The organism is Acinetobacter sp. WCHAc060025, from assembly GCF_004209355.1.
Lineage (GTDB): Bacteria > Pseudomonadota > Gammaproteobacteria > Pseudomonadales > Moraxellaceae > Acinetobacter > Acinetobacter wuhouensis.
Genome location: NZ_SGSX01000002.1, coordinates 194,223 through 216,325, shown reverse-complemented (window position 1 = coordinate 216,325; position 22,103 = coordinate 194,223). Strand labels below are relative to the sequence as shown.

The following is a 22,103-nucleotide window of genomic DNA, read 5'->3' as shown; positions in this document are numbered from 1 at the left end:
AATATATTCTGTTTGATTTGGTCTATTTAACGATTTGAATAAAATTATTTTGCAATGAAGTAATTAAGGTTCAGGTAGATACGTTAAATAGTCCAGATTCATCAAATCCTCTATTCAATATTTTTTCTCAATCATTTATTATAAATTTTTATTTCTATTTGACTGATATTCCAAAGTAAATAACGCCAATATTATTGCTAATAAATCTAATCAATTTTAAATATTTTCAAATTATCAATATCTTACTTCTATTAACTTAAAGCAAATCACATTGAATATTATATTTTTTTAGCAATTGCATTTCAGGTGATAACATCACTTTATCAATTACATTTTGCTTGGTCATGGATTGCACTGAAAGCGGTAAATATTGACGATTTTGATCAGACACCTGATACATATCATCGACATATTTCTTAACAATGCCACAAAACTGTTGCTGTTGCTGGGGTGAAAATTGCGTGATTTTCGGATCTAAACTTCGTAGAAAAAACTTCATATCCGCACTGTATTGATTCGATATTTTTTCAACGGCACGCACATATTGATCTGGTACACCTGTAGCAATAGCAAGCTGAGCCGACATAGCAAGAATCAAAGTAAATATTATTTTCTTCATACGAATCAAACAGTTTTATTGAATTTTAAAAAACTTAGATTAACCTGTTTATAACAGAATAGAAAGTAAATTTTCTTTAATGGTTTAGATGATCGTATTTTAGATTTTCAACTTACGTTCGTCTTGCATGACTTTTAAGCGTACGTCAATTCGAGCGCTCATGGCATTGTTTTCTTTCGCCAAACGTTGCGCATGAAGCAATGATTTAATGGCATTCTCTTCATCCCCTGACCAATATTGTACCTCTGCACGATTACGCAAAACATTCACAGTACGCATCGGATTATTTTTATCTAAATTTGCAGCTTGTTGGAGTAACTGCCACCCCATAATGTCTTTACTATTTTTATTCACAAAACGATTCACCAACTGTTCAGCTTCTTTAGACTTCTGTTGTCGTATATAAACTTCTGCTAATTTATAACTTAAAGCTCTATTTTCTGGTGTAATTCGCTGTTTACTGATAATCGTTTGATATGCATCATCAATTTTATTTTTACCCAAATCAATATCGGTTTGAATGAGTGTGATTAATGCATGATCCGTGTTGATTTTTTTAGCCAAATCAATTTGAGTTTGTGCATTTTCATAATCACCCTGCATGAGATAAAACTCACTCAAAGCAATCAATCCTGCTATATTTTTATTTCTTGCAATCGCTTGTAGCTGGCGCTCTGTTGCCTGATTCGACACCACAGCTGTGTACCATTTAATAATATCAAAATCATATTGCAGATTACGATAAGGGATCCGCGGAAATTGGTTTGCTCTGAGTCTTGCTTCACTCATACGCTCAGTTGTCAGTGGATGAGTAAACCAGAAGTCTGGTAAATAGCTTAAGCGACTGGTTGCTCGATTCATGGTTTCAAAAAAATCAGCCATGCTTTCAGGATTAAAACCTGCCCCGTACATAAACTGCATGCCGATGCGATCTGCTTCACGCTCTTGGTCACGACTATAACTCAGTTGCTTATCCATGATAGCAGCTTGCGTTCCCATCATCACAGCACCACCAATATCACCATCGGCTTGTGATGCAATCGCCGCACCTACCAGAATACCTGCAAGTGCAAGTAAACCCTGCCCTTTAAATGCTTCCTGAGAGCGACTGTAATGACGTTGTGTTACATGCGCAATCTCATGCCCCATTACACTCGCTACTTCATCCATACTCCCTGAAGCTGTGACCATCCCAGTATTTAAGGCAAATAATCCTCCAGGGACTGCAAAAGCATTGATCTGTGGATCTTTAATCACCACCAATCCAACAGGCTGTCCAAGTTGAGTTTGGCTTAAAATACGCGAGAAAACCTGCATAAACTGATCTTCCAACCATGGATCTTGTATCACAGGCATTTGTTGCTGAACTTGACGATAGACTTTTTCACCAATCACTTTTTCTTTTTGTTGATCAATAAAACCTACGCCACCACCAATTTCAGGCACATCAAATTGAGCTCCTACCTTATTTTGATAAAAATCATTTGCAGAGCTCAAACTTGTAGTCAAACATAGACAAAGACTTAATAAGGTTTTATTCAAAGGAATTGCTCTTTTACTCTAACTATTTGAATATAACATCGAATTTAGGATAGATTTGCAATGAAGTGTAGTTTTGTTTTAACCAATAATATCGAGGAGGTTTTTACAATATTGTAAATTACCTCCTCTCCCACATTTTTAAAATTGTGGATTAACCAAATAACGCGGTGCGCGATCTTCCAAAGCATCGATTAAATTTTGATACGCCAATTCAGCCATTTTCTTACGTGTTTCTGCTGTTGCTGAACCAATATGAGGTAAAGTCACGACATTATCCAATTTGAATAATGGCGAGTCTTGCAAAGGTTCTTTTTGATATACATCTAAACCTGCTGCAAAAATCTGTTGATTACTTAAAGCATCGATCAAAGCCTGCTCATCTACCACCGAACCACGTGCAATATTGACAAAAACTGCATGCTTTTGCATCAGTGATAATTCATGCTTACCAATCAACGCCTTAGATTCTGAATTTAAATCCACAGCAACAACAACGAAATCTGATTGCTGTAATAAATCCTCCAAGCTTCGATATTGCGCATTGAATTGTTGGGCAACTTCTATTTTTTCACGGCGATTATGGTAAAGGATATTCATATTAAAACCATGAAAACCACGTCGTGCAGTTGCAGCACCTATATGACCAAGACCAATAATACCTAAAGTTTTGCCAAATATATCTTGACCGAATTGTGCTGTACCCACTGTACGCTTCCACTCGCCTTGCTTTGTCCATTGATCAAGCGAAGGTACTTTACGTGCTGCACTGACAAGCAATGTAAATGCTAAATCTGCTGTGGTTTCTGTGAGTACATGTGGTGTATTCGCCAACCATATTTTCTTTTGATTTAAATATTGAACATCATAATTGTCATAACCCACGCTCACAGATGAAATAATTTTTAGCTTTTGAGCGGTTGCCAAGTTCGATTCATTTAATAGTCGACCTGCTCCAACCATGGCATCAGCATCGACCACTTCCTTTCGAATTTGTTCATTCACATCACCCTGTTTCGGGTTAATTACCACAACTTGATATTGCTGTTCTAAGCGTGCCTGAACGTCTGAATCAATCTGACTAAAAACAATGACTTTTTTACTCATATCCCTGAACATCTCGTTAATGACTATGTCTAAAATAATAAGTTTTTTATCCAAATGGTATTTATTTCTGCATAAACTGCCATAAGCGACGCTTTAAAATAGGTTGTTCAATCATTTCTTGTAAACTTGCCAATTGAATCACTTCACTCTGATTTAAATGCGTTAATTGTCCTAAACTAATGATTTTACGCTCTTGACGTAGTCCATCGATAAAACCTTGAATATACATCGACGCACCTCGACCATCTTGAAATTGAAGCATTGGAAAAGGCCACTTAAGTTCAAAATACTGACCAAAAGCTGCATGTTGGATATTTCCCCATAAAGTTTTTTGATCATCATTCAGCTGAGTAGCATCCACAAAGATTACGCAATGTTCTATTTGATAAGCTTGAATTTCAAATGACGCGATTTCTAGGGCGGGTTCAACGCTGATCGCCGTTTGTTTTTGAATTTGTTCTGAAGAAGTGATCTCTTCTGTCTGTTGCGTTTCAGCATTCACTTTAAGCAGTGAAACTTCTGATTGAACTGCGCTTTCACAGCGTGCTAAGACATTTTCTGTGTTTTTAGTTAATGCTGTTATGGAATGATTAAAGTCTTTAAATTCAACTGTTGTTGCAATTTCAGCTTCATTTTGAGCAACATCACGATATAAAGTATTTTGATAATGACGTGTTTGAACATCGACCCGAGGAATCCAAAGGTCTATTCCCATTGCAGCTAAAATACTACGCTGATGCTCTGCTAAATTCACATTCATTACGATTCAGAAATTGGTTATTGAAAGTTAATTAAAGTCACTAGTGTAACGGTCTTTTCTCAAGTTTAGAGATGAAGTTTAAAGAAAATTTTGAAATAAAATGATGGATCAAAATTGATGCATGCAGATCAATTGCTTAGCCATTTTATCCTAACGCTATAATGATGTGACAAGAATGCCGTACTTTGCGGTTAAATACATCCCTGAACGAATAATATCTATACCATTGGCATGATGTACTTTCAGTTCTTGGGTCAAAACATCAAAATGTAAGGCATCAAAACAATCTTGATGCTGAGATAACCAACTTAAAGTATCTGCAAGCTGCTCGTCTACAATATAACTCTCAGTAGAAAAATCTTTAGCCATACAGCTCAAATATGTAAAAAAGAAATATTGTAGCTTAAATCATATAAGAGTGAGTGGATTAATATGGAATTGTTTAATTTGATCAAATGTAAATTGAATGAAAAGGTCTAAATAAATGAATAAAACCCAATCTCATGAATATTATTGTTATTTAAATCTCAAATTTGTTTGATTTTTTCTGTTTACCTATGATTTTGAAATTATTTCAAATATCACCATAGTTTAGTCATGTGCCATGAATGATTTCATATGGTGATATTTTTACACTTCGTTTAGAAAATTAATGATGAGCACCACACTTACGGCACTCTTTTATCACACTATTTTTTCCAATTTCATATTCAAAACTATGGATACACAATAATTTTCTAATCATCTGAAACATTGCAAAACTCCTTCTGACTATTTCGTCGTAAACGATAGTTTCATCCTAAAACATCAATACCTTAGCAAGGTATAAGATATATTTATCACATTTTATTCTAAAAATGTAAACTTTATTTTTCATTCTTTAGTAGTATATTCCAAACGTTTTTTCACATTAATTTCGATAGATTTTTTCATATTACGATAATTCTTAAACTATTGTTTTTATTGGTTAATAATTCACATAATCTAAAAAAATATTTGTCTTTTTTCTTGATTTAATCCGACTTTTATATAGGATGAAATAATAGCTTTTTCTATTTGAATCATCTTTCCCAATAGAAAGCTTTAGAAAAATTAATATTCAATATTTATCAATATGATTATAAAGGAATTTTATATGCAAGGATGTATGATGCAACAACCACTGTTAATCAGTAGCCTGATTGAACATGCGACTCGTTATCACAGTGATACAGCGATTATTTCAAAAAATACTGATGGTACGATCACCACAACCAATTGGGCTCAAGTTGCTGAAAACTCAAAACGCTTTGCCAACGCCTTATCTGATTTTGGACTCACACTTGGTGATCGTGTTGCCACAATTGCATGGAATAATCATCGACATCTTGAATCATGGTATGCCATCTCTGGAAGTGGTCTAGTGTGTCACACCATTAACCCACGTTTATTTCCAGAACAACTTATTTTTATTATTAATGATGCTGCCGATAAAGTGGTGCTATTTGATAAAACATTCCTACCTTTGATCAAAGCTGTTAAGCCACACACACCTACAGTCGAACACTTTGTCTATCTCGGTGCTTTTGATCAAGATGTTGCTGATGCAATTCCTGATGTTAAATTTTATGATGTATTGATTGCGAACCATTCTGCACAATTCGAGTGGCCTGAATTAGAAGAAAATACCGCGAGTTCGCTGTGCTATACCTCTGGAACAACGGGTAATCCTAAAGGTGCATTGTATAGCCATCGTTCCACCATTTTGCACACCTATGCCATCGCACTACCTGATTCACTCAATCTATCCGCAAAAGACGTCATGTTGCCTGTCGTACCAATGTTCCATGTCAATGCTTGGGGTACGCCTTATGCAGCAGCGATGGTCGGTTGTACCGTAGTACTCCCAGGTCCAGGCTTGGATGGTGCAAGTTTAGTACACATGATTGATGAATATAAAGTTAGCATCGCGCTCGGTGTTCCGACGATTTGGCAAGGTTTATTGGCTGCAGCTCAACAATCAGGTAGTAAGCTTGATAGCTTGAAACGTAATGTCGTTGGTGGTTCTGCATGCCCTGCTGCCATGATGAAAGCATTTAGAGATATTTATCAGTGTGAAACCATTCATGCATGGGGGATGACTGAAATGAGCCCTCTAGGTACAGGTAACCAACTTAAAGCTAAACACTTACAGTTGAGTGATGATGAAAAACTCAATATCCGTCTTTCTCAGGGTCGCCCACCATTCGGGGTAGATTTACGTATTACTGATGAAGAAAATGGTACCAATGAAGTCGCACGTGATGGACACACTACGGGTAACCTTCAAGTCAAAGGGCATTGGATTATTGACTCGTATTATGGTAAATCAAGCAATGCATTGAGTGCTGATGGTTGGTTTGATACAGGTGATATTGCTACGATCAATGAAGATGGCTACCTGCTTCTCAGTGATCGCGCCAAAGACTTGATTAAGTCAGGTGGTGAATGGATTTCATCCGTAGAACTCGAAAATATTGCCATGAATCACCCTGAAATTGCGATGGCTGCAGCCATTGCGGCTCAACATCCAAAATGGGATGAACGCCCAATTGTGATTGCGATTAAACATAAAGACAGCCAGATTACCGAACAAGATTTATTAGATTACTACAGCGATAAAATTGCAAAATGGCAAATTCCTGACAAAGTCATTTTTGTTGATTCAATCCCATTGACTGGTACAGGAAAAATGTTGAAACGTGATTTGCGTGAACTATATGGCAATGTCTTACTGACTGAATAATCAAATCCATATTTGAATCAAAAGTTAAATAAAATGCCCAATTCATATTGGGCATTTTATTTATAACAATTTCAAATTTAAATTTTTTTACATTTAAGTCTTAAGCCAGTTTTTAAATAAGCTAAATGAGTTGTGAATTTTGCACTTTAAGTATTTTATTTTTCATTTGCTTCGTTTGTGCTAAATCAAAACTCAATAAAAAAGTCTCTCCTGCAAATGTCACATTTTCGTGTAAAACACGCATGGTCTGCACAATCGCGTCTTCATCCACTTTACCGAATCCTTGCTTCAGGCTAAAACCAAGTACATAGCATGGAACATGTGCTAAATATTGAGTTTGTTTTCTCACCAAATAGACTTTTTTGATGTTTGAATAGGCTTTCAATTGCGACAACAACGCTTCCAATTCAATATCCGTTAAAGCATGTGGAATAAATTGATCTCGCGCTGTCACTTGCTCTCTTTCCTGCATCGCATTCTGTTCAAGCTCCACCCTATCTAATAAAAGCTGCTGATACTTATCCGCTAGGGTCGAACTCTGTTGAGATAAATAAAATTGTTGCAACGTTTCATATACTTTAACTTGATAAAACTCATTCAATTCAGCTGCGCGCTCTAAGATTTCACACCCCAAATCATTTTTTCGCTCAATCAAGAATTGTCCATAAATAAAATTGACACGTGCATTATCCGAATCCTGCTGATACAAGACTTCACAAAGCAGAAATGCGCGTTCAGGATCATGTGCAATACGCTCTGTTAAATCAATATGATCAATTTTTTCATCTTCAGTCAGAATTATATTTTGTTCAATTTTCTGATTGAGCTCATCCAAATATTCCTTCTGCTTTTGAATATTCTGATAATGATTCTGCCAGCTTTCGAGTACATCACTTTGCCATTTTTGATCAAAAATTTGAGTAATTTCAATCAAACGAGAACCGAGTAATCGATCAGATTTAGCTTCATTGCTCACCCATGCAACTTTGGCAGACTGTCCGATTGCATCTAAACGATCTTGTAAAGATGGATGTGTATCCTCAAAGCTGGTTTTTAGGCTCAAAGATTGATTTAACCAAAGCTGTGTTTTGTCATTTTGCGCAAAGTCTGTTAATCGTTGGACATAACCCAAATAAGGTGACACATTTGGTTTTGGCATCTCTTCTGCATGCTTAAAAATGGTCGGCCAAAATTCTTCATTTAAATAGCAACCGACTATATTTACTGTACTTAAAGTTTCAGCAACTGTTTCAGCAGAAGTTAATTCTACTGAAATTCTATCCGCTTCGTACTCGTTCGCTCGTGCAATTGGAAATGAATAAGCTGCAAAATAAGGTACAAATCGCTTAAAAAACGGACGAAATATAATATCAATTCGGCTGGCATTTTGTTCAACCAACATATAGAGCTGTGACCAACGAATACGTTGCCGATAAATCCAATTGGCTGCTCTGGCATGATTTTTCGATAAATGTCCAAATTCATGTGCTAAAACTGAGGTTAATTGCTCAGTTGAAAGCGATTGCATCAAAGGCAAACCAATAATCAAATAATTTTCATCATGCCCCAAGATACCCAATCTTGGGCGTTGTACCACTGCTGCATTGAACTCTTCTGTAATGAGCACATGATGAAAATGTGGCGAATTTAATTGTTCACGCAGTCGATGAATAATCTGAAACAATTCTGGAGCATCTTGTTGAAAAATTTCAATACCTTGTGGTTTATCTACACTCACCCAAAGTGAACGAACAATGACATATAGAAATATTGCCACTAGAATGATAATTTTAATTGCAAAAGCCTTCAGCACAAGAATGGATAAACAAGCCAAGACCAATAAAATCAGTAGAACAATCACACCAAAAGCAATATACAAATTACCCAACCAAGCTAAAAGCGTCACCTTTGCTTGATATTTTTTAGGATTTTCCTTTAAAGCCTGTTCTAATTTCTCAATACGTTTTTGATCATACATTTATTATTTTTCCAAACTTAAATCGGAGTAAAGCAACGCAGTTACAGCATGGAATAATTTATTTATTAAATCAACTTAAACCTCTTTTTATCGACAATATGCAAACTGACCCGCAAATAAAAACTCGGACAAATTGCCCGAGTTTTCTAGTTAACCATTTTTTTCTAAGCACTTAAACTCTTAGGCTAGAATCTCCAGTGATAGAACAAATCGATGGCTTTCTCAAGTGACTGACTCGCTTCCAAATATAAACGTTTATTCATTTGATAACGCAAGGTTAATTTATTCACTGGAGTAAATACACCTACACCATAACGAATATAAAGATCTGGTGTGATATAACCCGTCAAACTGACTTGCGTATCATCACCAGTACCTTGTGCATCAAACGACAAACCACTTAGACCAAAAGTACGTCCAATTTGATTGGTAAATGCCCGAGTTCCACCCAAACCTAAACTAATCCCTGCCGCTGCAATAGTATTATTCACATCAGATTTAAAGCCTTCCGCATTACTCAAACCACTCGAACCTTCATTAATACGACCTGTAATCAACGCATTCATCGCTTCTTGATCAGACAGTCCTGCATCATTATAAACCTGAATATTCGGACTCGTCGCTGTACCTGTAACACGGATACCCACCGTACTGCCTGAAATGCTCTTATTGGTATCAACATCAAGCGTTGGATTTGCCAATGGTCCATTGAAACGTGCAATTGCACGATTTAAATCAAGACGCTGACCATAAGCTTCGATCACGACTTTTTGGCTCACACCAATTGCACCATTGGCACGCATAGCGCTTTCTAAACCGCGTTGTGATAAATACAAACGCCCAATCAGAGGAATACGACTATTAAAGCCTTGGAAAATAACTTTATCACCTAAGTTCACAGAAACATCAGCACGAATATCCCAAGGTTTCGCGGCTTTTAAAATAGCCAGTTGGTTTTGTCCTTCTTTGACGATCCGAACATCTGGAGATACGTTCACCACTGTTGCACTTGATTCAGGCATTGAAATCAACGCACTTGGCACATCAACTTTACCATTAACTTTGATACGACGACTTAAAGGTAAGGCATCCAGTTGTATATCGGTATCGACCACTGCTGTGATCAATGGCGCTTGACGAATTAATAATTTATCGCCTTTCACACGCAATTGGACATGTGGATCATTTTTCCAATCAATTGAGCCATTAATCTGACCGACACCACGACCACTGTTGAATGCACCATTAATCGTTGCAGTATCTTGGCGTATTGACGAATAGAGTTGAATGTTATTTAAATTGACAGGCAGTGAAATCATACTAATTTCACCATTGCGCAATCTTAAATCACCATCAAACAACGGCTGAGTCAAAGTTCCACTGATTTTCCCTGCCAATGACAAGGTTCCATTTAATTTACGTACATCTGCTATAAATGGTTTTAATATCTTCAACTGAACTTCATTAAATGCCACTTCACCGCGCATTGGTTTTGAATCGACGTATGGATTGACAACCACACTCGCATAACCAGTACCAATATTCGGTGCTTTTAAATCTACACGGAGCAATAAACCATCTTTGATGCTTTTTGCAATAACACTGGCTTCATCATATTCCATAGAAGTTGATGGATCATTCGGATCTTCAGCCGCTAAACCGATTTGACCTTTTTGCGTTACTAATTTTGCATCTAACTTCGGCTGAGTACCTTGTGCCCATGAAGCTCTTGCATAACCATTTAGCTTACCTGTTAATGCCAAACCTTCTGGCATAAAGGCTGCAAAATCTTGAAGATCTAAATTTTTAGTGATGAATGAAACATTACCATTTTGCTTACTTGCACGAATTGGCTGATCAAAGCACAGTTGGCTTTGTTGGCTCATCCAACAATGTTGACCAACAAACAATTCCGTTTTTGCCGAATTGAAAATTACAGGTGCATTTTGTTGCTGTAGCAAATGTACACGGACTGAGTCAAATTCACCTTTTTGAATTTGCCCTAGCCAATCATTTTTCTGGGTAAATCCACCCGCAAGTTGTACATAGAATTTAGAATAATAGTTCCAAGCTTGAACTTGCAATAAATGTGCCTTGTATGTTCCAGATAGGGTCATGGCAGCATGTTGAATTTCTCGATCACTACTGCGCAATGTATCCATTTGCGCCACCATTTTAGATGGTACGGTATCAGAGGTTGGCATTTCCCCTTTTAAACTCAGCTTTTTAATACTTAGTGTGTCGCCAAAGGCAAAATTATCAACGGCTAAATTAGCTGTAGCACTTAAGCGAGGTTGAGCTTGTAAATTCAAATAACCATAAGCTTTACCACGCAAGCTTGGATACAGTTCATACAACGCAGGTGCATTCACTTTTAAACGTAGGTTTTGTGCATTTCCTGTTGCTTGAACTTGGTTTTGTGCATAAGACAAGAATAGGTCATTTGCCTCAAACTGTTGTGGCATAAATCTTTTTTGATTATTGTTTAAAACAACAGCTAGGTTACCTTTTCCACGTAAAGGCTTACCATTAATCATCCCTGCAATATTTAATTGCTGAATATTAATTCTTTTTAGTTGATCAGACCAATTGCCTTGTGTTTTAACATTACCAGAAACTTCACCACGTACAGCAGAGACAAAGTATTGTGGTTTAAAGCGAACCAATGAGGCATTGATGTCCCAACCAATTCCATTGCTGATATGCACCAAACCATTGGCAAGTATTTTTCCAGCGATACCATCATGCTGAAATTCACTAATTTTGATGAGTTCAGGTGTTCCTGCAACTTTAAGTTTGAGTAAGCCACTGCCTTGTTTCATTTGTGCTGCATTTAATGCACCGTCGTAATTCACCGCAAAGCCTTTAAAAGCGCCACCCGCTTTTTGATCATGGAAAAGTACAGCAGCGGTGCTCTTGCCTGTTAACTGAATTGTTTCAGCATTGGCTTGACCAGCCATGCGCCCCGTTAAATTAATCGACTCTAAGTTGATAATTTGCTGATTTGGTTGTGCATATCCACTGGCTTTGAGCTGACCATTGAGTAAATTAACTGGTGCTGTATCAATGATACTTTGCGGATTAAAATTCTTCGCATTTAATAAAGCGTTCCATTTTAACTGGCGTTTCTCATCTGGTAATTCTACAACCGCACTCCCCGATAAAGCGCCTTGATCAGCTAGATAATTGAACTGTGGTACATGTAAGTCATTGCCTTTTAGATCAAGTTGAGCATCGTATTTTCCAGCAGGTAGACTGCCTTTTTCATGCTTTTTCACTACTGTTGCGACATGAATATTTTGCTGACCTTCAACAAGTGCTAATTTGACTTGCCCTTGCTCACTACTCAACCAACCAACATAGGGTACCGCACGATCAATATTTTTCCATGCAACATCCATTAACATCGGTTCAGGTTTTTTACCTTTTTGCTCTGCCTGATCTAATCGTACATTCCAATTTTCATACTTATCAAAATCCACTTTTGCAGATAAATGTAAGCCTTGTTTTAATTCGCCAACTGAACCAATCTCAGCATCTAAAGATGGGGGTAAGAAATCCTGTACCACTTGTGGAATCAGCTTGTCTTTTGGATTTAGACGATCTAAACGACCTTTAATATCCCAATGCACATGATCTTGCCAACTGACTAACCCAGCCGCATTGATTGCGCCCCCCATCAACTGAGCATTTAAATTATTAATATTGAGCTGATGTAATAAATCGGTATGTGCGGATGCAGTGTATTGTCCCTGTGGAATATTCTGTCCACTCAAATCTGTATTTAAATCTAGATTTAAACCTTTAATATCACCTTGGAATGTCGCTTTACCTGATTTCGCCAACAATTTTTGCTCAAGTAAAAATGGCAAATGGTAATCTTTAAAAATTAAAGCACCATTCATTGGTACATTTGGACGCATCGGATGAACAATCGCCCAACCTGTCAACATATCAGGCGTCTTGGTTGCAATACCTGCTCTGATCGTACCCAATGAACCACGCGCATGTACATAAATGTCTTCAACATTGATACTTTTTAAAGAGGGTAATTTTACAATTGCTGTTGCATTTAACGGATAATCACCTTGTTTAAAGTCCATATTCCCTGTGGCATTACGTACTGACAGATAGCCCATATCCATTTTGGAGTTTTTAAATTTGAGCGCAGTTTCAGACCACAATGTATCTTCAAGATGAATATCATTAAAACTTATTTTTGATGAGGCAGTTTTTATTTCAAGATGATCGACATCAGCTTTATCTAAACGCAAAACAAAAGGCAGTTTAATTTCGTTGAATTTGAATGGTTCATCACTAGGTGGTGATTTGCTGATGATTTGTAAATTGTTAACATCGGCATGGCTCAAATGAATTTCTTTATCTAGAATTGCGCGCCAACCCAATGATACATCCGCACGATCAATTTTCACATCGACAGGTTTGAGCGTTACCAAAATATTTTTGAGAATAATACCTTTGAGTAAGTTACCACCTTCATATTCATAATGAATAATTTTCTGACTAGAAGCGACACGGTCTAATAAAAACTTACTGCCTTTATCCGTACTAAACATAATGACCAATGCCGTAATCAAGAGAATGATCACCAAAAGCAAAGACATCAGAACATTACGTAACCAATGACGTTTTTTTGCCTGCTCTTGCTCTAGTTGATCATTTTGCTGTTCATTTTGAACATCTTGATGCTCTTCATCAGCCATAATATTTCCAGTAATTCTCTTATATTTTTAGTCGATTAAAGTTGCGAACCAATAAAGAAGTGCAGTCGAATTGGATGCCCAGGATCGGATATACCGGACGCGACATCTAAACGAATTGGACCAATTGGAGATTTCCAACGAATCCCTAACCCTAAACTGTATTCTGAATCATTACTAAATGACTTGTCGTAAGCATTACCAAAATCACTGAAGATTGCACCACGCCAACCTTCTTTAAATTGGTAATTGTATTCCAAAGTACCTACAGCTAAACCTTGACCACCCACTTTATAACCATATTCAATTGGAGAAAGGCTCTTATAATCAAAACCACGCAAGCTTTGATCTCCACCCGCGAAGTAACGTAAATTATAAGGAACTTTCTCAAAGTCTTTGGCAAAAATATACCCCACATTCAAGCCACCTACGACTTGGTGATTATCATTTGCCCCAAAAGAATATAAACCTTTCCAATCTGCACTGGTAATCGCCATATCTGTATCAGACAGTAACGATCCACTACCTAATTGAATTTTATAACTTTGTTTATAACCACGGGTTGGGTTAATACGGTTATCACTTGTCGTTTTAGTCGCTTCATAACCAAGCAATAAAGATTGTTGTTCTTGATTTGAACCTGGAATCAAAAAAGCATCTGGAATATTGGAAATATCGACTGGACCATCTTGAGTGACGCGGTCTAAACGATAACGCACGCCCAAAATATGTTGCCACTCTCGACGCGAACCTTTGATAATACGGTCTACCCCTGCAACAGCAGACTCAATAACCAAATCCATGTCATTACCAATACCATCCCTAGTTTCACGCTCATAACCTGCGACTAAACTAATATAGTCATTCAGTGGATGCTTATATGGAATGTTGTAGCGTGCATCTATAGATTGGCGGATCTGAGACAATTCCATATTGGCGTCAAAAGAATGCCCTAAATGATTGACGATGGCACGGCGGTATTGTCCACGTAAACGAACACCTGTATCCGTTCCATAACCAATACCTGTTTCTAAACTATTTAAACGATCTGCATTCAAAGTCACAATTACTGGAATTTTTTTAGTTTCACGCGCTTGCTCACGCATCGCATCTTCATCCAATTCTTTTTCTTTTTGCTGGGCTTGTAATTGTTTCAAATTAGGATTTACACCCGAATTCTGAGTCCCCGCAAACTGATTCTCATTGACTACATTCTGGGTCACTTCCTTATTGGAAACATGCGCCTTTTCCACACCAGTCTGTTCAGTAAATACAGATTCAGCGACTTTTTCCTGATCCACCAATGCTTGTAGATCTGCAGGAAGCTCTAGTGGTTTTACAATTGCATCAGGCTTAACAGCATCTACTAAAGTGTAGTTAAAATAACGCGAGTTGGTTAAGTTATTGGCTAAACCATTGACACGCCATGCCGTATAGTCTGCCCCATCTTTCCAAGGTGCTAGTGTTTTGAGAATTTTTAAATCAATAGGCAATGGCTTAGATGGATCACTCATTCTAAATTCGACATCAGCCAATTTATAACGATCACCCGTTTCATATTTTAAATCAATTTTGGCCGTATTTTGAGGTTGCTCAACTTTGACATCATGTAAGCGCCAATAGCTATCAAAAAAACCATTGTTTGAAGCAGCGTCGCTAATCCGCATTTTCATGGTTTCATAAGCACCATGATGCAGAATATCTCCCTTATCTAAATCTGGTAATACGCTAATCACTTGGAATTGTGCAAGCTTCGAGCCTGCCCCAGAAAACTCTATATTTTGATCAACAATTTTAACTGGATTATTCGGTGTTACATCCACATGTAAAGCATTATCACCCGCTTTGGAAAATTTAAATTGTGTATTGTAATACCCGACTGCTTGTGCCGCTTGAACCGCTAGAGTACGCAGTTGAGGAACCGAACCATTAAAATCAGAATAAGCTTCCTGAGTAAATGTTCCAAGTTTTGCTTTTAAATTATTGGTGAGAATCGTAGGCGCACCTGAAACCGATACACTAATTTTTGCAATTGCCACACCATTGTCTTGAGGGCCTCGAACACGATTTACAATCCGTTTAAAAAAGCCTGGTTTCTCTTGCTCAGCTTCTACATTTTCTGAATCATTGCGATCGACTAAGGTCGTACCTGATGCATTTTCACGGACATCAATTTTATTGTCTGCGCGAATAGTCTGAATCAATTGATCAACATTAATAGGCGCCTGAGTGATTTCAGACATTTCTATTTGTGTCGCTTCACTTACACCGACTTCTGGTACTTTCGTTACACCATGTTCAAAATTTTGTGCTTCTGTTTTGGCAGCTTCAGCTGTTTGATAAATTTCATTTGCTAAAGACTGATCAATAGATACTGCTGGTAACTCTTCAAGATCTTCAAACTGAATTGGTTTAAAGTCATTTTGAACACCTAAACCTTGTTGTTGCTGTTGCAACATTTGAGTGCTGTCAAATTGATCAATATGTTGTGCATCTTTGATTTTTTGATCTAACTGATCTATTTTTTCGTTCGATACACCTTGTTGTAATGCAGCAGATTCTAATTGTTCTGCACTATGCGTAATTTCACTTTTCACCTCAGTCGGATTCGAACTGTTTGAAATCTGTTCAGCATTACTTACAGGTACAGCAAAAATACTTAAAAAAACACTTGCGCATAACATTTTATTGATATGATACCAATCGAAATGTGGCTGTATAGAATAAGCAAGCACTGATTTTTTAAACTGATTTTTTGCTGGCATACCAAGCTCGAATAACCTGAATTTATGGAAAGTTAATTCTGTTTAAAAAGAATCTTTCAAAACACTCAAAACAATTGGTTTTAAACATGATTTAAGGTTAAAACATCATACATGATTTTGCACGAGAGTTACTATTTTCAAACATTTCTTCTAAATAACTAAATGAAGTCAACTCAATGGAAAAAAATAAACATATCTTAGGTACACGACGGTTTTTACCGATGTTCCTGACCCAGTTTTTTGGGGCTTTAAATGACAATGTGTTTAAACAATCACTGCTTTTAGTGATTACCTATGGATGGATTCAACAACAAACTGCCGCAGTCAGTACCTTAAATAATGTCGCTGCTTTGCTCTTTATTTTACCTTATTTCATCTTCTCTGCGACCGCTGGGCAAATTGCGGACAAATATGAACGTTCATTTTTAGTCCGAAACATCAAAATATTAGAAATCGTTATTATGCTGATTGCGACAGCAGGATTTTTATTGGGCAATTTATGGATTTTATTGGTTGCTCTATTTTTAATGGGAACGCACAGCACCTTTTTTGGTCCAATTAAATATGCCATTTTGCCTGAAATATTGAAACCGAATGAACTGATGTCAGGGAATGCGCTGTTCCAATCTGGGACATCTATTGCAATTTTAGTGGGAATGATCTTAGGTGGTGCGGTCATTTCACTTTCGCAAGGCAATATGGTTTGGATTTGTTTAACCATCTTGGCGATTGCAGTTTTAGGCTATTTATCTAGCCGATTTATTTTAGAACAACCCACTTCAAATGCTGATTTAAAAATAGATTGGAACTTTTTCCGCACCAGTTTTCAGACTATTAAATATGCCAAAAGCCTTCCATTAGTATTTCTCGTATTGCTTGGAAATTCATGGTACTGGTTCTACGGCGCAACCTATCTGACTCAAATCCCACAGCTGACACAACAAAACCTACATGCCAATGAAAATGTCGTCAGCCTTTTACTGACTTTCTTTTCTGTTGGTATTGGTGTCGGTTCATTACTGTGCCGTAAAATTGGTGGCGCAAGTGTAAATATTAAAATGGTGCCCATCGGTGCTATAGGTTTAACTGCATTTGCACTTTACTTAGCTGGGAGTTTAGCGTTTGTTCCTGTAGTTACTGGAGATTTGCTTACCGTCGGTGATATGTTTAGCTCAGGTTTAGTCTATTATCATGTGATGCTTGCTGTAACACTTCTTGGTATCAGTGGTGGTTTTTATATCGTTCCCCTTTATGCCATGATGCAAGCTTATGCACCGAAGTCGCATCGTGCGCGCGTTGTTGCAGCGAACAATATTTTTAATGCAATATTTATGGTTTCATCTGCAATTTTCTCGATTATTATCTTAAGTATTTTGAAAATAGATATTAAAATTCTATTTTGTATTACTGCTGTACTCAGTGCTATTTTTAGTATTTGGTTACTGACTCGTTTAAAACCATTAGTGGCTACAACTCAAGTGTCTTTGGAGGACTAATATGCGTCAATATACGGGCATCGACAAATTGATCAATTCATTCGATCAAGCTTTAAGAAGTTTAGTGCCTGGCGCAACTTCTGCTCAACGTACCAATCCTTCAAATGAAACTGAAACCAAACTTGCAGTGAGTGAAGCTCGCCATGTTGCAGGTTTAATGCGTGTCAACCATAGTGGTGAAGTTTGTGCACAAGCACTTTATCATGGTCAAGCTTTAACAGCGAAACTTCCCAATGTCCGTCGTGAAATGGAATTTGCTGCGATCGAAGAGCAAGATCATTTGGCATGGTGCGAAGATCGCTTAAAAGAATTAGATAGTCATACCAGTCTACTTAATCCAGTTTGGTATGGGCTCTCTTTTGGTATGGGCGCACTTGCAGGTATTGCAGGTGATAAATATAGTTTAGGCTTTGTAGCTGAAACTGAACGCCAAGTCAGTATGCATTTACAACATCACATTAGCCAGTTGCCTGCACAGGATGAACGCTCGCGTAAAATCCTAGTGCAAATGAATGAAGATGAATTACATCATCGTGATACCGCTTTAGATGCAGGCGGTGTAGATTTGCCGATTCCAGTAAAAATCACCATGACTGCGATTTCTAAATTGATGACCAAAACCAGTTATTTTATTTAAATCTTAAAATTTTAAATCGTATAAGTTGAATATGAAGACCTGTTTTTATAACAGGTTTTTTTATCTTAAATATTCAGCAAAAAATTACTCAGGCTTTAAATCTTTTACATTTCTCAGACCATCACCATCCAATGCTAAAATAAGTAATCCACCTTCCCCTGCATCAAAACATCCAACTGCTTGCCATTGACTCGGCTTAAACCACGTATAATTTTGTTGATACCGATAATTTTCAGGTAATTTTTCAGTATATGCGAGTTGTAAAATCCAACCTTTCGGGCAATTCCATTGTGTCCCTTTCGCTTCAAATTGATAGTCTTGCGCAACTTCAATCAACAATTCACGATGCAGTTCAAAGGCTTGTGCCGAATACTGACCTAATTTCACAGGCTGTGGAAAATATGCTCTCGCTAATCCAATACGTGCATCATTCGGAAGTAATTCAATATCATGCTCAGAATCTCCATCACGATTTACCCACGTCCCCTTCGGCAATATAATTTCACCATAAGGCAACGCTGTTTCAAGCTGAACATTCTGTTTTTTCACGATATTAAATCGGGCACGATCTGTTGAAATATCACTCACCCAAATCATGCACCATGAAATAACAACCAGTATTGGAAATACACTTAACAGCACTAACAAACCTTTCACCATTGTGTCAGCAAATCGGCTTGTTGTTCCTTTACCTCGACGATAGTATTTCCAGCCACCCCATATTGCAAAAATGACCAATACATTGATAAAGGTAAGGAATAAAACAATCACGCCACCTGCACCAGCGCCATATCCTAAGCCCATGATTGTTTTCCTATAAACTGATGCAACTCATTTACCCGACATATACTTTTGGAATGTCGTTTCAAAAGCATGCAATTTGTATTCTATCTACCTTTTAAAAGTTATGACATAGTCAAAATACGATGCATTATCCGCACTTATTTTCAATTTTATGGGTTAACAATTTAAGCCAGTATTCATTTTAAAGCACCGACCTATTTTCATTATCAACTAATGTTACGCAGTAACATCAAAACATTTTTTATTTCTCAATAGAATTGGATACGCGGTAACGTCATCCGCAACGTGTTTGAGGCAGGACTACATCTATAAGTTAATGTTTCTGCGATATATCAATCAAAAGTTGGTAGTTGACGAGTTTTGCGGTGAGAAGCGAAGCTTCGCAAGATGGTTTCCTTGCGCAGTTTCACTGCTCATTTTGCCGAAACAAAAGTAGGTCAAGCTGAAAGCTAATCCTGAAATTGAAATTTTCGATGTACGACTCCGCCGAGTGTGCTCTAAAACTATTTGAAAGGTGCATTGTTTTTTTAAGTGCGTAACATCAATTATCAATAAAAAAAGCCCGTGGAAACGGGCAAGTTAAAACCAATCTTATTTATTTTTTCGTTAATTTCTTCGTTAAAAAATCAACAGCTTTGGCATAGTGTGATGGTGTCACACGCTGAATCAAATCTAAAATTTTTGCATCAGTGCCAATCAATACACGCGCTTTATCTTGTTTAACTGCATCTAAAATCACTTTAGCAGCAACTTCTGGTGGTGTTTTGAGTACCTTATTAAATGAACGACTGGCTTTCTCAGGATTCATGCCTAAAGCACGAATGCTATCACTCATCCGTGCCGAATTGGCAATATTAGTACGAATACCGCCTGGATGCACTGAGGTTGCACTTACACCTGCATTTTCAATGTCTAATTCTTGACGTAAAGATTCGGTAAAACCACGCACTGCAAATTTAGTCGCGTTATAGGCACTCTGTGAAGGTTGAGCTGTTAAACCAAATAAGCTCGAAGTATTGATAATATGCCCTTCACCACTTTGTTTCAAATACGGTAAAAAGGCTTTCGTACCATAAACCACACCCCAAAAATTGATATTGAAAATCCATTCCAATTCATCATAACTCATCCCCTCAACGGTACTTGCAAGTGCCACACCTGCATTGTTGAAGATCAGATTAATTTGACCAAATTCATTGAAACAACTTTCTGCCCATGCATAAACTGCCTCACGATTTGCTACGTCTAATTTTGTGATGCTTACTTTTACAGGGTAATCTTTGAGTAAATTTAAAGTTTCAACCAAACCTTGTTCATTCATATCACTCAATGCCAAATGCGCACCTTGTTGTGCCAATTGAATCGCAAGTTGACGTCCAATGCCTGAACCTGCACCCGTAATTGCTGCCACTTTCTGATTAAAATTTTTCATGAATGAATGTCCTAAAACCAAGTCACAACTTGATTCATTATAAATATTTGAATTGAATAATTTTAGAGTACAAAATTAAGCGACATGAATAAAATGATATTTTCTAATATTTTATTATGAATTTTATACATACTGGAAATGATTTTAAAATCTAGTCTAATTAGTTTAGGCAGAGGTCGTTTACTAGATCAAATAATATCTCTGAAATATATTATATCCGAAGCCCATTCTAAACTTTTACCAATCGAGCATGAAATCCCTTCATCAGCAAGATGAATAAATTGATCCGGTATAAATGAATATAAAACTCCATTTTCAAAACTTATCCAAAATTCAGGTGGTGGTGTATCACAAGCATCGAAAAAACCTTGCGTCGCACCTTCAGCCATACCATCATCCAATTGATCATCAACTAATAAAGCTAATATTTTCCCGATGATAGGTTCCATTGAATCTTCTTGTTCAAAATTCATTCTTTTTTGAATAACAACATTGATATAACGATTCACATAAATATGATATTGCTCAGTATTTTGTGCACATATATGATAAAGAAAATCACGATCAGCAAACTGCCAAAATCCATCTTTGATATGCTTCTGAGCTTGATAGAGATAATTAATATTTTGGATAATAGGTAAATAATGTTGTAATTTTATTGGATTCATTCATGACAACACATGACAGGAAAGTCATGTAGATTATGCACAAATTTTTCATTTTCCCAAATATCCAACATCGGAATTTTCACATCCAATGCTAAAGGCAGTTTTTTTGGATTAAATTGCATTTGAGATAAATCCGTTCCCCATGCAATCAGATCAACATCCAAAGAAATTTGATGTGATGGACGTACACGTCCTGAATCTGCTTCCATTTTTTTTAATAAAGCAATCATGTCATTTACAGAGAAATGACTTTTGACGAGACACGCAGCATTCCAATAATCCGCACCGACACCATCACGACATGGAATTAGATAAATTTTAGAAAACGTTACTTCGCCCAAATGACAGATTTGAGCAAAAGCATTTTTAAAATTTTGTTGAGGATGGTTGTTACTCGCCAGTGCTAAGGCGAATATCGTTGCGGTGTCGTTCAAGACGAATTCCTACAGAATTTGCTTGCGGGATAATAGCAGGCTTACGGATCGTAATCATAATTGATTCAACCACTGGATAGGTAGTAAAAAGTGCATTTAATACTAACTTAGCTGCATGTTCGATCAATTTCGGGGCAGCTTCTTGAATCACTTTGGTTGAAATTTCACAAATTTCCGCATAATTCAAAGTATCGTCTAATTCATCTGAATTGGATGCTTGCTCTAAACTGGTTTGAATCGTGATATCGAGCATTAAAGGCTGAATGATTTGACGTTCCCAATTGAAACACCCCACCACTGTATCGACTTTTAACCCTTCAATGATAATTGCATCCATGAATGTTCCCTTAGAATCCCCCCTTGCGGAGTATGCTCCTCA

At 37.1% G+C, this 22,103-nt stretch carries 16 protein-coding genes; 3 read left to right on the top strand and 13 right to left on the bottom strand.

Features of this window, described 5'->3' with window-relative positions; genetic code table 11:
- Nucleotides 1–256: 256 nt before the first annotated feature.
- From EXE09_RS02635 to EXE09_RS02615, 5 genes are all read right to left on the bottom strand, one after another.
- Nucleotides 257–619 (bottom strand): hypothetical protein, encoded by a 363-nt coding sequence (locus EXE09_RS02635; protein ID WP_068976168.1) that lies wholly within the window; start codon nt 617–619, stop codon nt 257–259.
- Between the two features lie 99 nt (nt 620–718).
- The gene (locus EXE09_RS02630) at nt 719–2,161 is read right to left on the bottom strand and encodes a M48 family metalloprotease (protein WP_130116251.1); all 1,443 of its coding nucleotides are present in this window, start codon (nt 2,159–2,161) and stop codon (nt 719–721) included.
- A 138-nt stretch (nt 2,162–2,299) separates the two neighbouring features.
- Complete coding sequence (locus EXE09_RS02625) at nt 2,300–3,265, bottom strand: 2-hydroxyacid dehydrogenase (RefSeq protein WP_130116250.1); 966 nt, start codon at nt 3,263–3,265, stop codon at nt 2,300–2,302.
- Nucleotides 3,266–3,326: 61 nt separating this feature from the next.
- On the bottom strand, nt 3,327–4,025 hold the full coding sequence (locus EXE09_RS02620) for a hypothetical protein (protein ID WP_130116249.1): 699 nt from the start codon (nt 4,023–4,025) through the stop codon (nt 3,327–3,329).
- 156 nt (nt 4,026–4,181) lie between these two features.
- Entirely contained in the window at nt 4,182–4,394 is a 213-nt protein-coding gene (locus EXE09_RS02615; protein WP_068976172.1) for a hypothetical protein, read from the bottom strand.
- 766 nt (nt 4,395–5,160) lie between these two features.
- Between EXE09_RS02615 and EXE09_RS02610 the strand changes: the two genes are divergently transcribed.
- Nucleotides 5,161–6,789 carry a long-chain-fatty-acid--CoA ligase gene (locus EXE09_RS02610; RefSeq protein ID WP_130116248.1) on the top strand — a complete coding sequence of 543 codons (1,629 nt, stop codon included), beginning with the start codon at nt 5,161–5,163 and terminating at the stop codon, nt 6,787–6,789.
- Between the two features lie 121 nt (nt 6,790–6,910).
- Here EXE09_RS02610 and EXE09_RS02605 read toward each other — a convergent pair whose 3' ends face one another.
- The 3 genes from EXE09_RS02605 to EXE09_RS02595 form a co-directional block, all read right to left on the bottom strand.
- The gene (locus tag EXE09_RS02605) at nt 6,911–8,767 is read right to left on the bottom strand and encodes a M48 family metallopeptidase (RefSeq protein WP_130116247.1); all 1,857 of its coding nucleotides are present in this window, start codon (nt 8,765–8,767) and stop codon (nt 6,911–6,913) included.
- Between the two features lie 185 nt (nt 8,768–8,952).
- On the bottom strand, nt 8,953–13,491 hold the full coding sequence (locus EXE09_RS02600; protein WP_130116246.1) for a translocation/assembly module TamB domain-containing protein: 4,539 nt from the start codon (nt 13,489–13,491) through the stop codon (nt 8,953–8,955).
- 35 nt (nt 13,492–13,526) lie between these two features.
- On the bottom strand, nt 13,527–16,253 hold the full coding sequence (locus tag EXE09_RS02595) for an autotransporter assembly complex protein TamA (protein WP_130116245.1): 2,727 nt from the start codon (nt 16,251–16,253) through the stop codon (nt 13,527–13,529).
- Between the two features lie 176 nt (nt 16,254–16,429).
- On the opposite strand from EXE09_RS02595, the gene EXE09_RS02590 reads away from it, so the two are divergent.
- Together EXE09_RS02590 and coq7 are read left to right on the top strand one after the other, a co-directional pair.
- The gene (locus EXE09_RS02590) at nt 16,430–17,749 is read left to right on the top strand and encodes an MFS transporter (RefSeq protein ID WP_130116244.1); all 1,320 of its coding nucleotides are present in this window, start codon (nt 16,430–16,432) and stop codon (nt 17,747–17,749) included.
- A 1-nt stretch (nt 17,750) separates the two neighbouring features.
- A complete protein-coding gene (gene coq7 / locus EXE09_RS02585) occupies nt 17,751–18,386 on the top strand; it encodes a 2-polyprenyl-3-methyl-6-methoxy-1,4-benzoquinone monooxygenase (protein WP_130116243.1) in 636 nt (211 codons plus the stop codon).
- Nucleotides 18,387–18,470: 84 nt separating this feature from the next.
- On the opposite strand, the gene EXE09_RS02580 is transcribed toward coq7, so the two are convergent.
- From EXE09_RS02580 to folB, 5 genes are all read right to left on the bottom strand, one after another.
- Nucleotides 18,471–19,190: a hypothetical protein gene (locus tag EXE09_RS02580; protein WP_130116242.1), complete on the bottom strand. Its 720-nt coding sequence runs from the start codon at nt 19,188–19,190 to the stop codon at nt 18,471–18,473.
- Between the two features lie 595 nt (nt 19,191–19,785).
- Nucleotides 19,786–20,622 carry an SDR family NAD(P)-dependent oxidoreductase gene (locus EXE09_RS02575; protein WP_130116241.1) on the bottom strand — a complete coding sequence of 279 codons (837 nt, stop codon included), beginning with the start codon at nt 20,620–20,622 and terminating at the stop codon, nt 19,786–19,788.
- Between the two features lie 188 nt (nt 20,623–20,810).
- Nucleotides 20,811–21,290 carry a hypothetical protein gene (locus EXE09_RS02570; protein WP_130116240.1) on the bottom strand — a complete coding sequence of 160 codons (480 nt, stop codon included), beginning with the start codon at nt 21,288–21,290 and terminating at the stop codon, nt 20,811–20,813.
- Nucleotides 21,287–21,724, bottom strand: coding sequence for a 2-amino-4-hydroxy-6-hydroxymethyldihydropteridine diphosphokinase (locus tag EXE09_RS02565; protein ID WP_130116239.1), 438 nt, complete (start codon nt 21,722–21,724; stop codon nt 21,287–21,289). Before EXE09_RS02565 ends, EXE09_RS02570 begins: the two co-directional genes overlap by 4 nt.
- Nucleotides 21,681–22,061, bottom strand: coding sequence for a dihydroneopterin aldolase (folB, locus tag EXE09_RS02560; protein WP_068976182.1), 381 nt, complete (start codon nt 22,059–22,061; stop codon nt 21,681–21,683). Before folB ends, EXE09_RS02565 begins: the two co-directional genes overlap by 44 nt.
- Nucleotides 22,062–22,103: the final 42 nt, after the last annotated feature.

What these genes read in the sequence shown, in the direction of transcription:
- EXE09_RS02635 (WP_068976168.1), bottom strand. Translation starts at nt 619, where the DNA reads ATGAAGAAAATAATATTTACTTTGATTCTTGCTATGTCGGCTCAGCTT.
- EXE09_RS02625 (WP_130116250.1), bottom strand. Translation starts at nt 3,265, where the DNA reads ATGAGTAAAAAAGTCATTGTTTTTAGTCAGATTGATTCAGACGTTCAG.
- EXE09_RS02620 (WP_130116249.1), bottom strand. Translation starts at nt 4,025, where the DNA reads ATGAATGTGAATTTAGCAGAGCATCAGCGTAGTATTTTAGCTGCAATG.
- EXE09_RS02615 (WP_068976172.1), bottom strand. Translation starts at nt 4,394, where the DNA reads ATGGCTAAAGATTTTTCTACTGAGAGTTATATTGTAGACGAGCAGCTT.
- EXE09_RS02610 (WP_130116248.1), top strand. Translation starts at nt 5,161, where the DNA reads ATGCAAGGATGTATGATGCAACAACCACTGTTAATCAGTAGCCTGATT.
- EXE09_RS02605 (WP_130116247.1), bottom strand. Translation starts at nt 8,767, where the DNA reads ATGTATGATCAAAAACGTATTGAGAAATTAGAACAGGCTTTAAAGGAA.
- EXE09_RS02600 (WP_130116246.1), bottom strand. Translation starts at nt 13,491, where the DNA reads ATGGCTGATGAAGAGCATCAAGATGTTCAAAATGAACAGCAAAATGAT.
- EXE09_RS02595 (WP_130116245.1), bottom strand. Translation starts at nt 16,253, where the DNA reads ATGCCAGCAAAAAATCAGTTTAAAAAATCAGTGCTTGCTTATTCTATA.
- EXE09_RS02590 (WP_130116244.1), top strand. Translation starts at nt 16,430, where the DNA reads ATGGAAAAAAATAAACATATCTTAGGTACACGACGGTTTTTACCGATG.
- coq7 (WP_130116243.1), top strand. Translation starts at nt 17,751, where the DNA reads ATGCGTCAATATACGGGCATCGACAAATTGATCAATTCATTCGATCAA.
- EXE09_RS02580 (WP_130116242.1), bottom strand. Translation starts at nt 19,190, where the DNA reads ATGGGCTTAGGATATGGCGCTGGTGCAGGTGGCGTGATTGTTTTATTC.
- EXE09_RS02575 (WP_130116241.1), bottom strand. Translation starts at nt 20,622, where the DNA reads ATGAAAAATTTTAATCAGAAAGTGGCAGCAATTACGGGTGCAGGTTCA.
- EXE09_RS02570 (WP_130116240.1), bottom strand. Translation starts at nt 21,290, where the DNA reads ATGAATCCAATAAAATTACAACATTATTTACCTATTATCCAAAATATT.
- folB (WP_068976182.1), bottom strand. Translation starts at nt 22,061, where the DNA reads ATGGATGCAATTATCATTGAAGGGTTAAAAGTCGATACAGTGGTGGGG.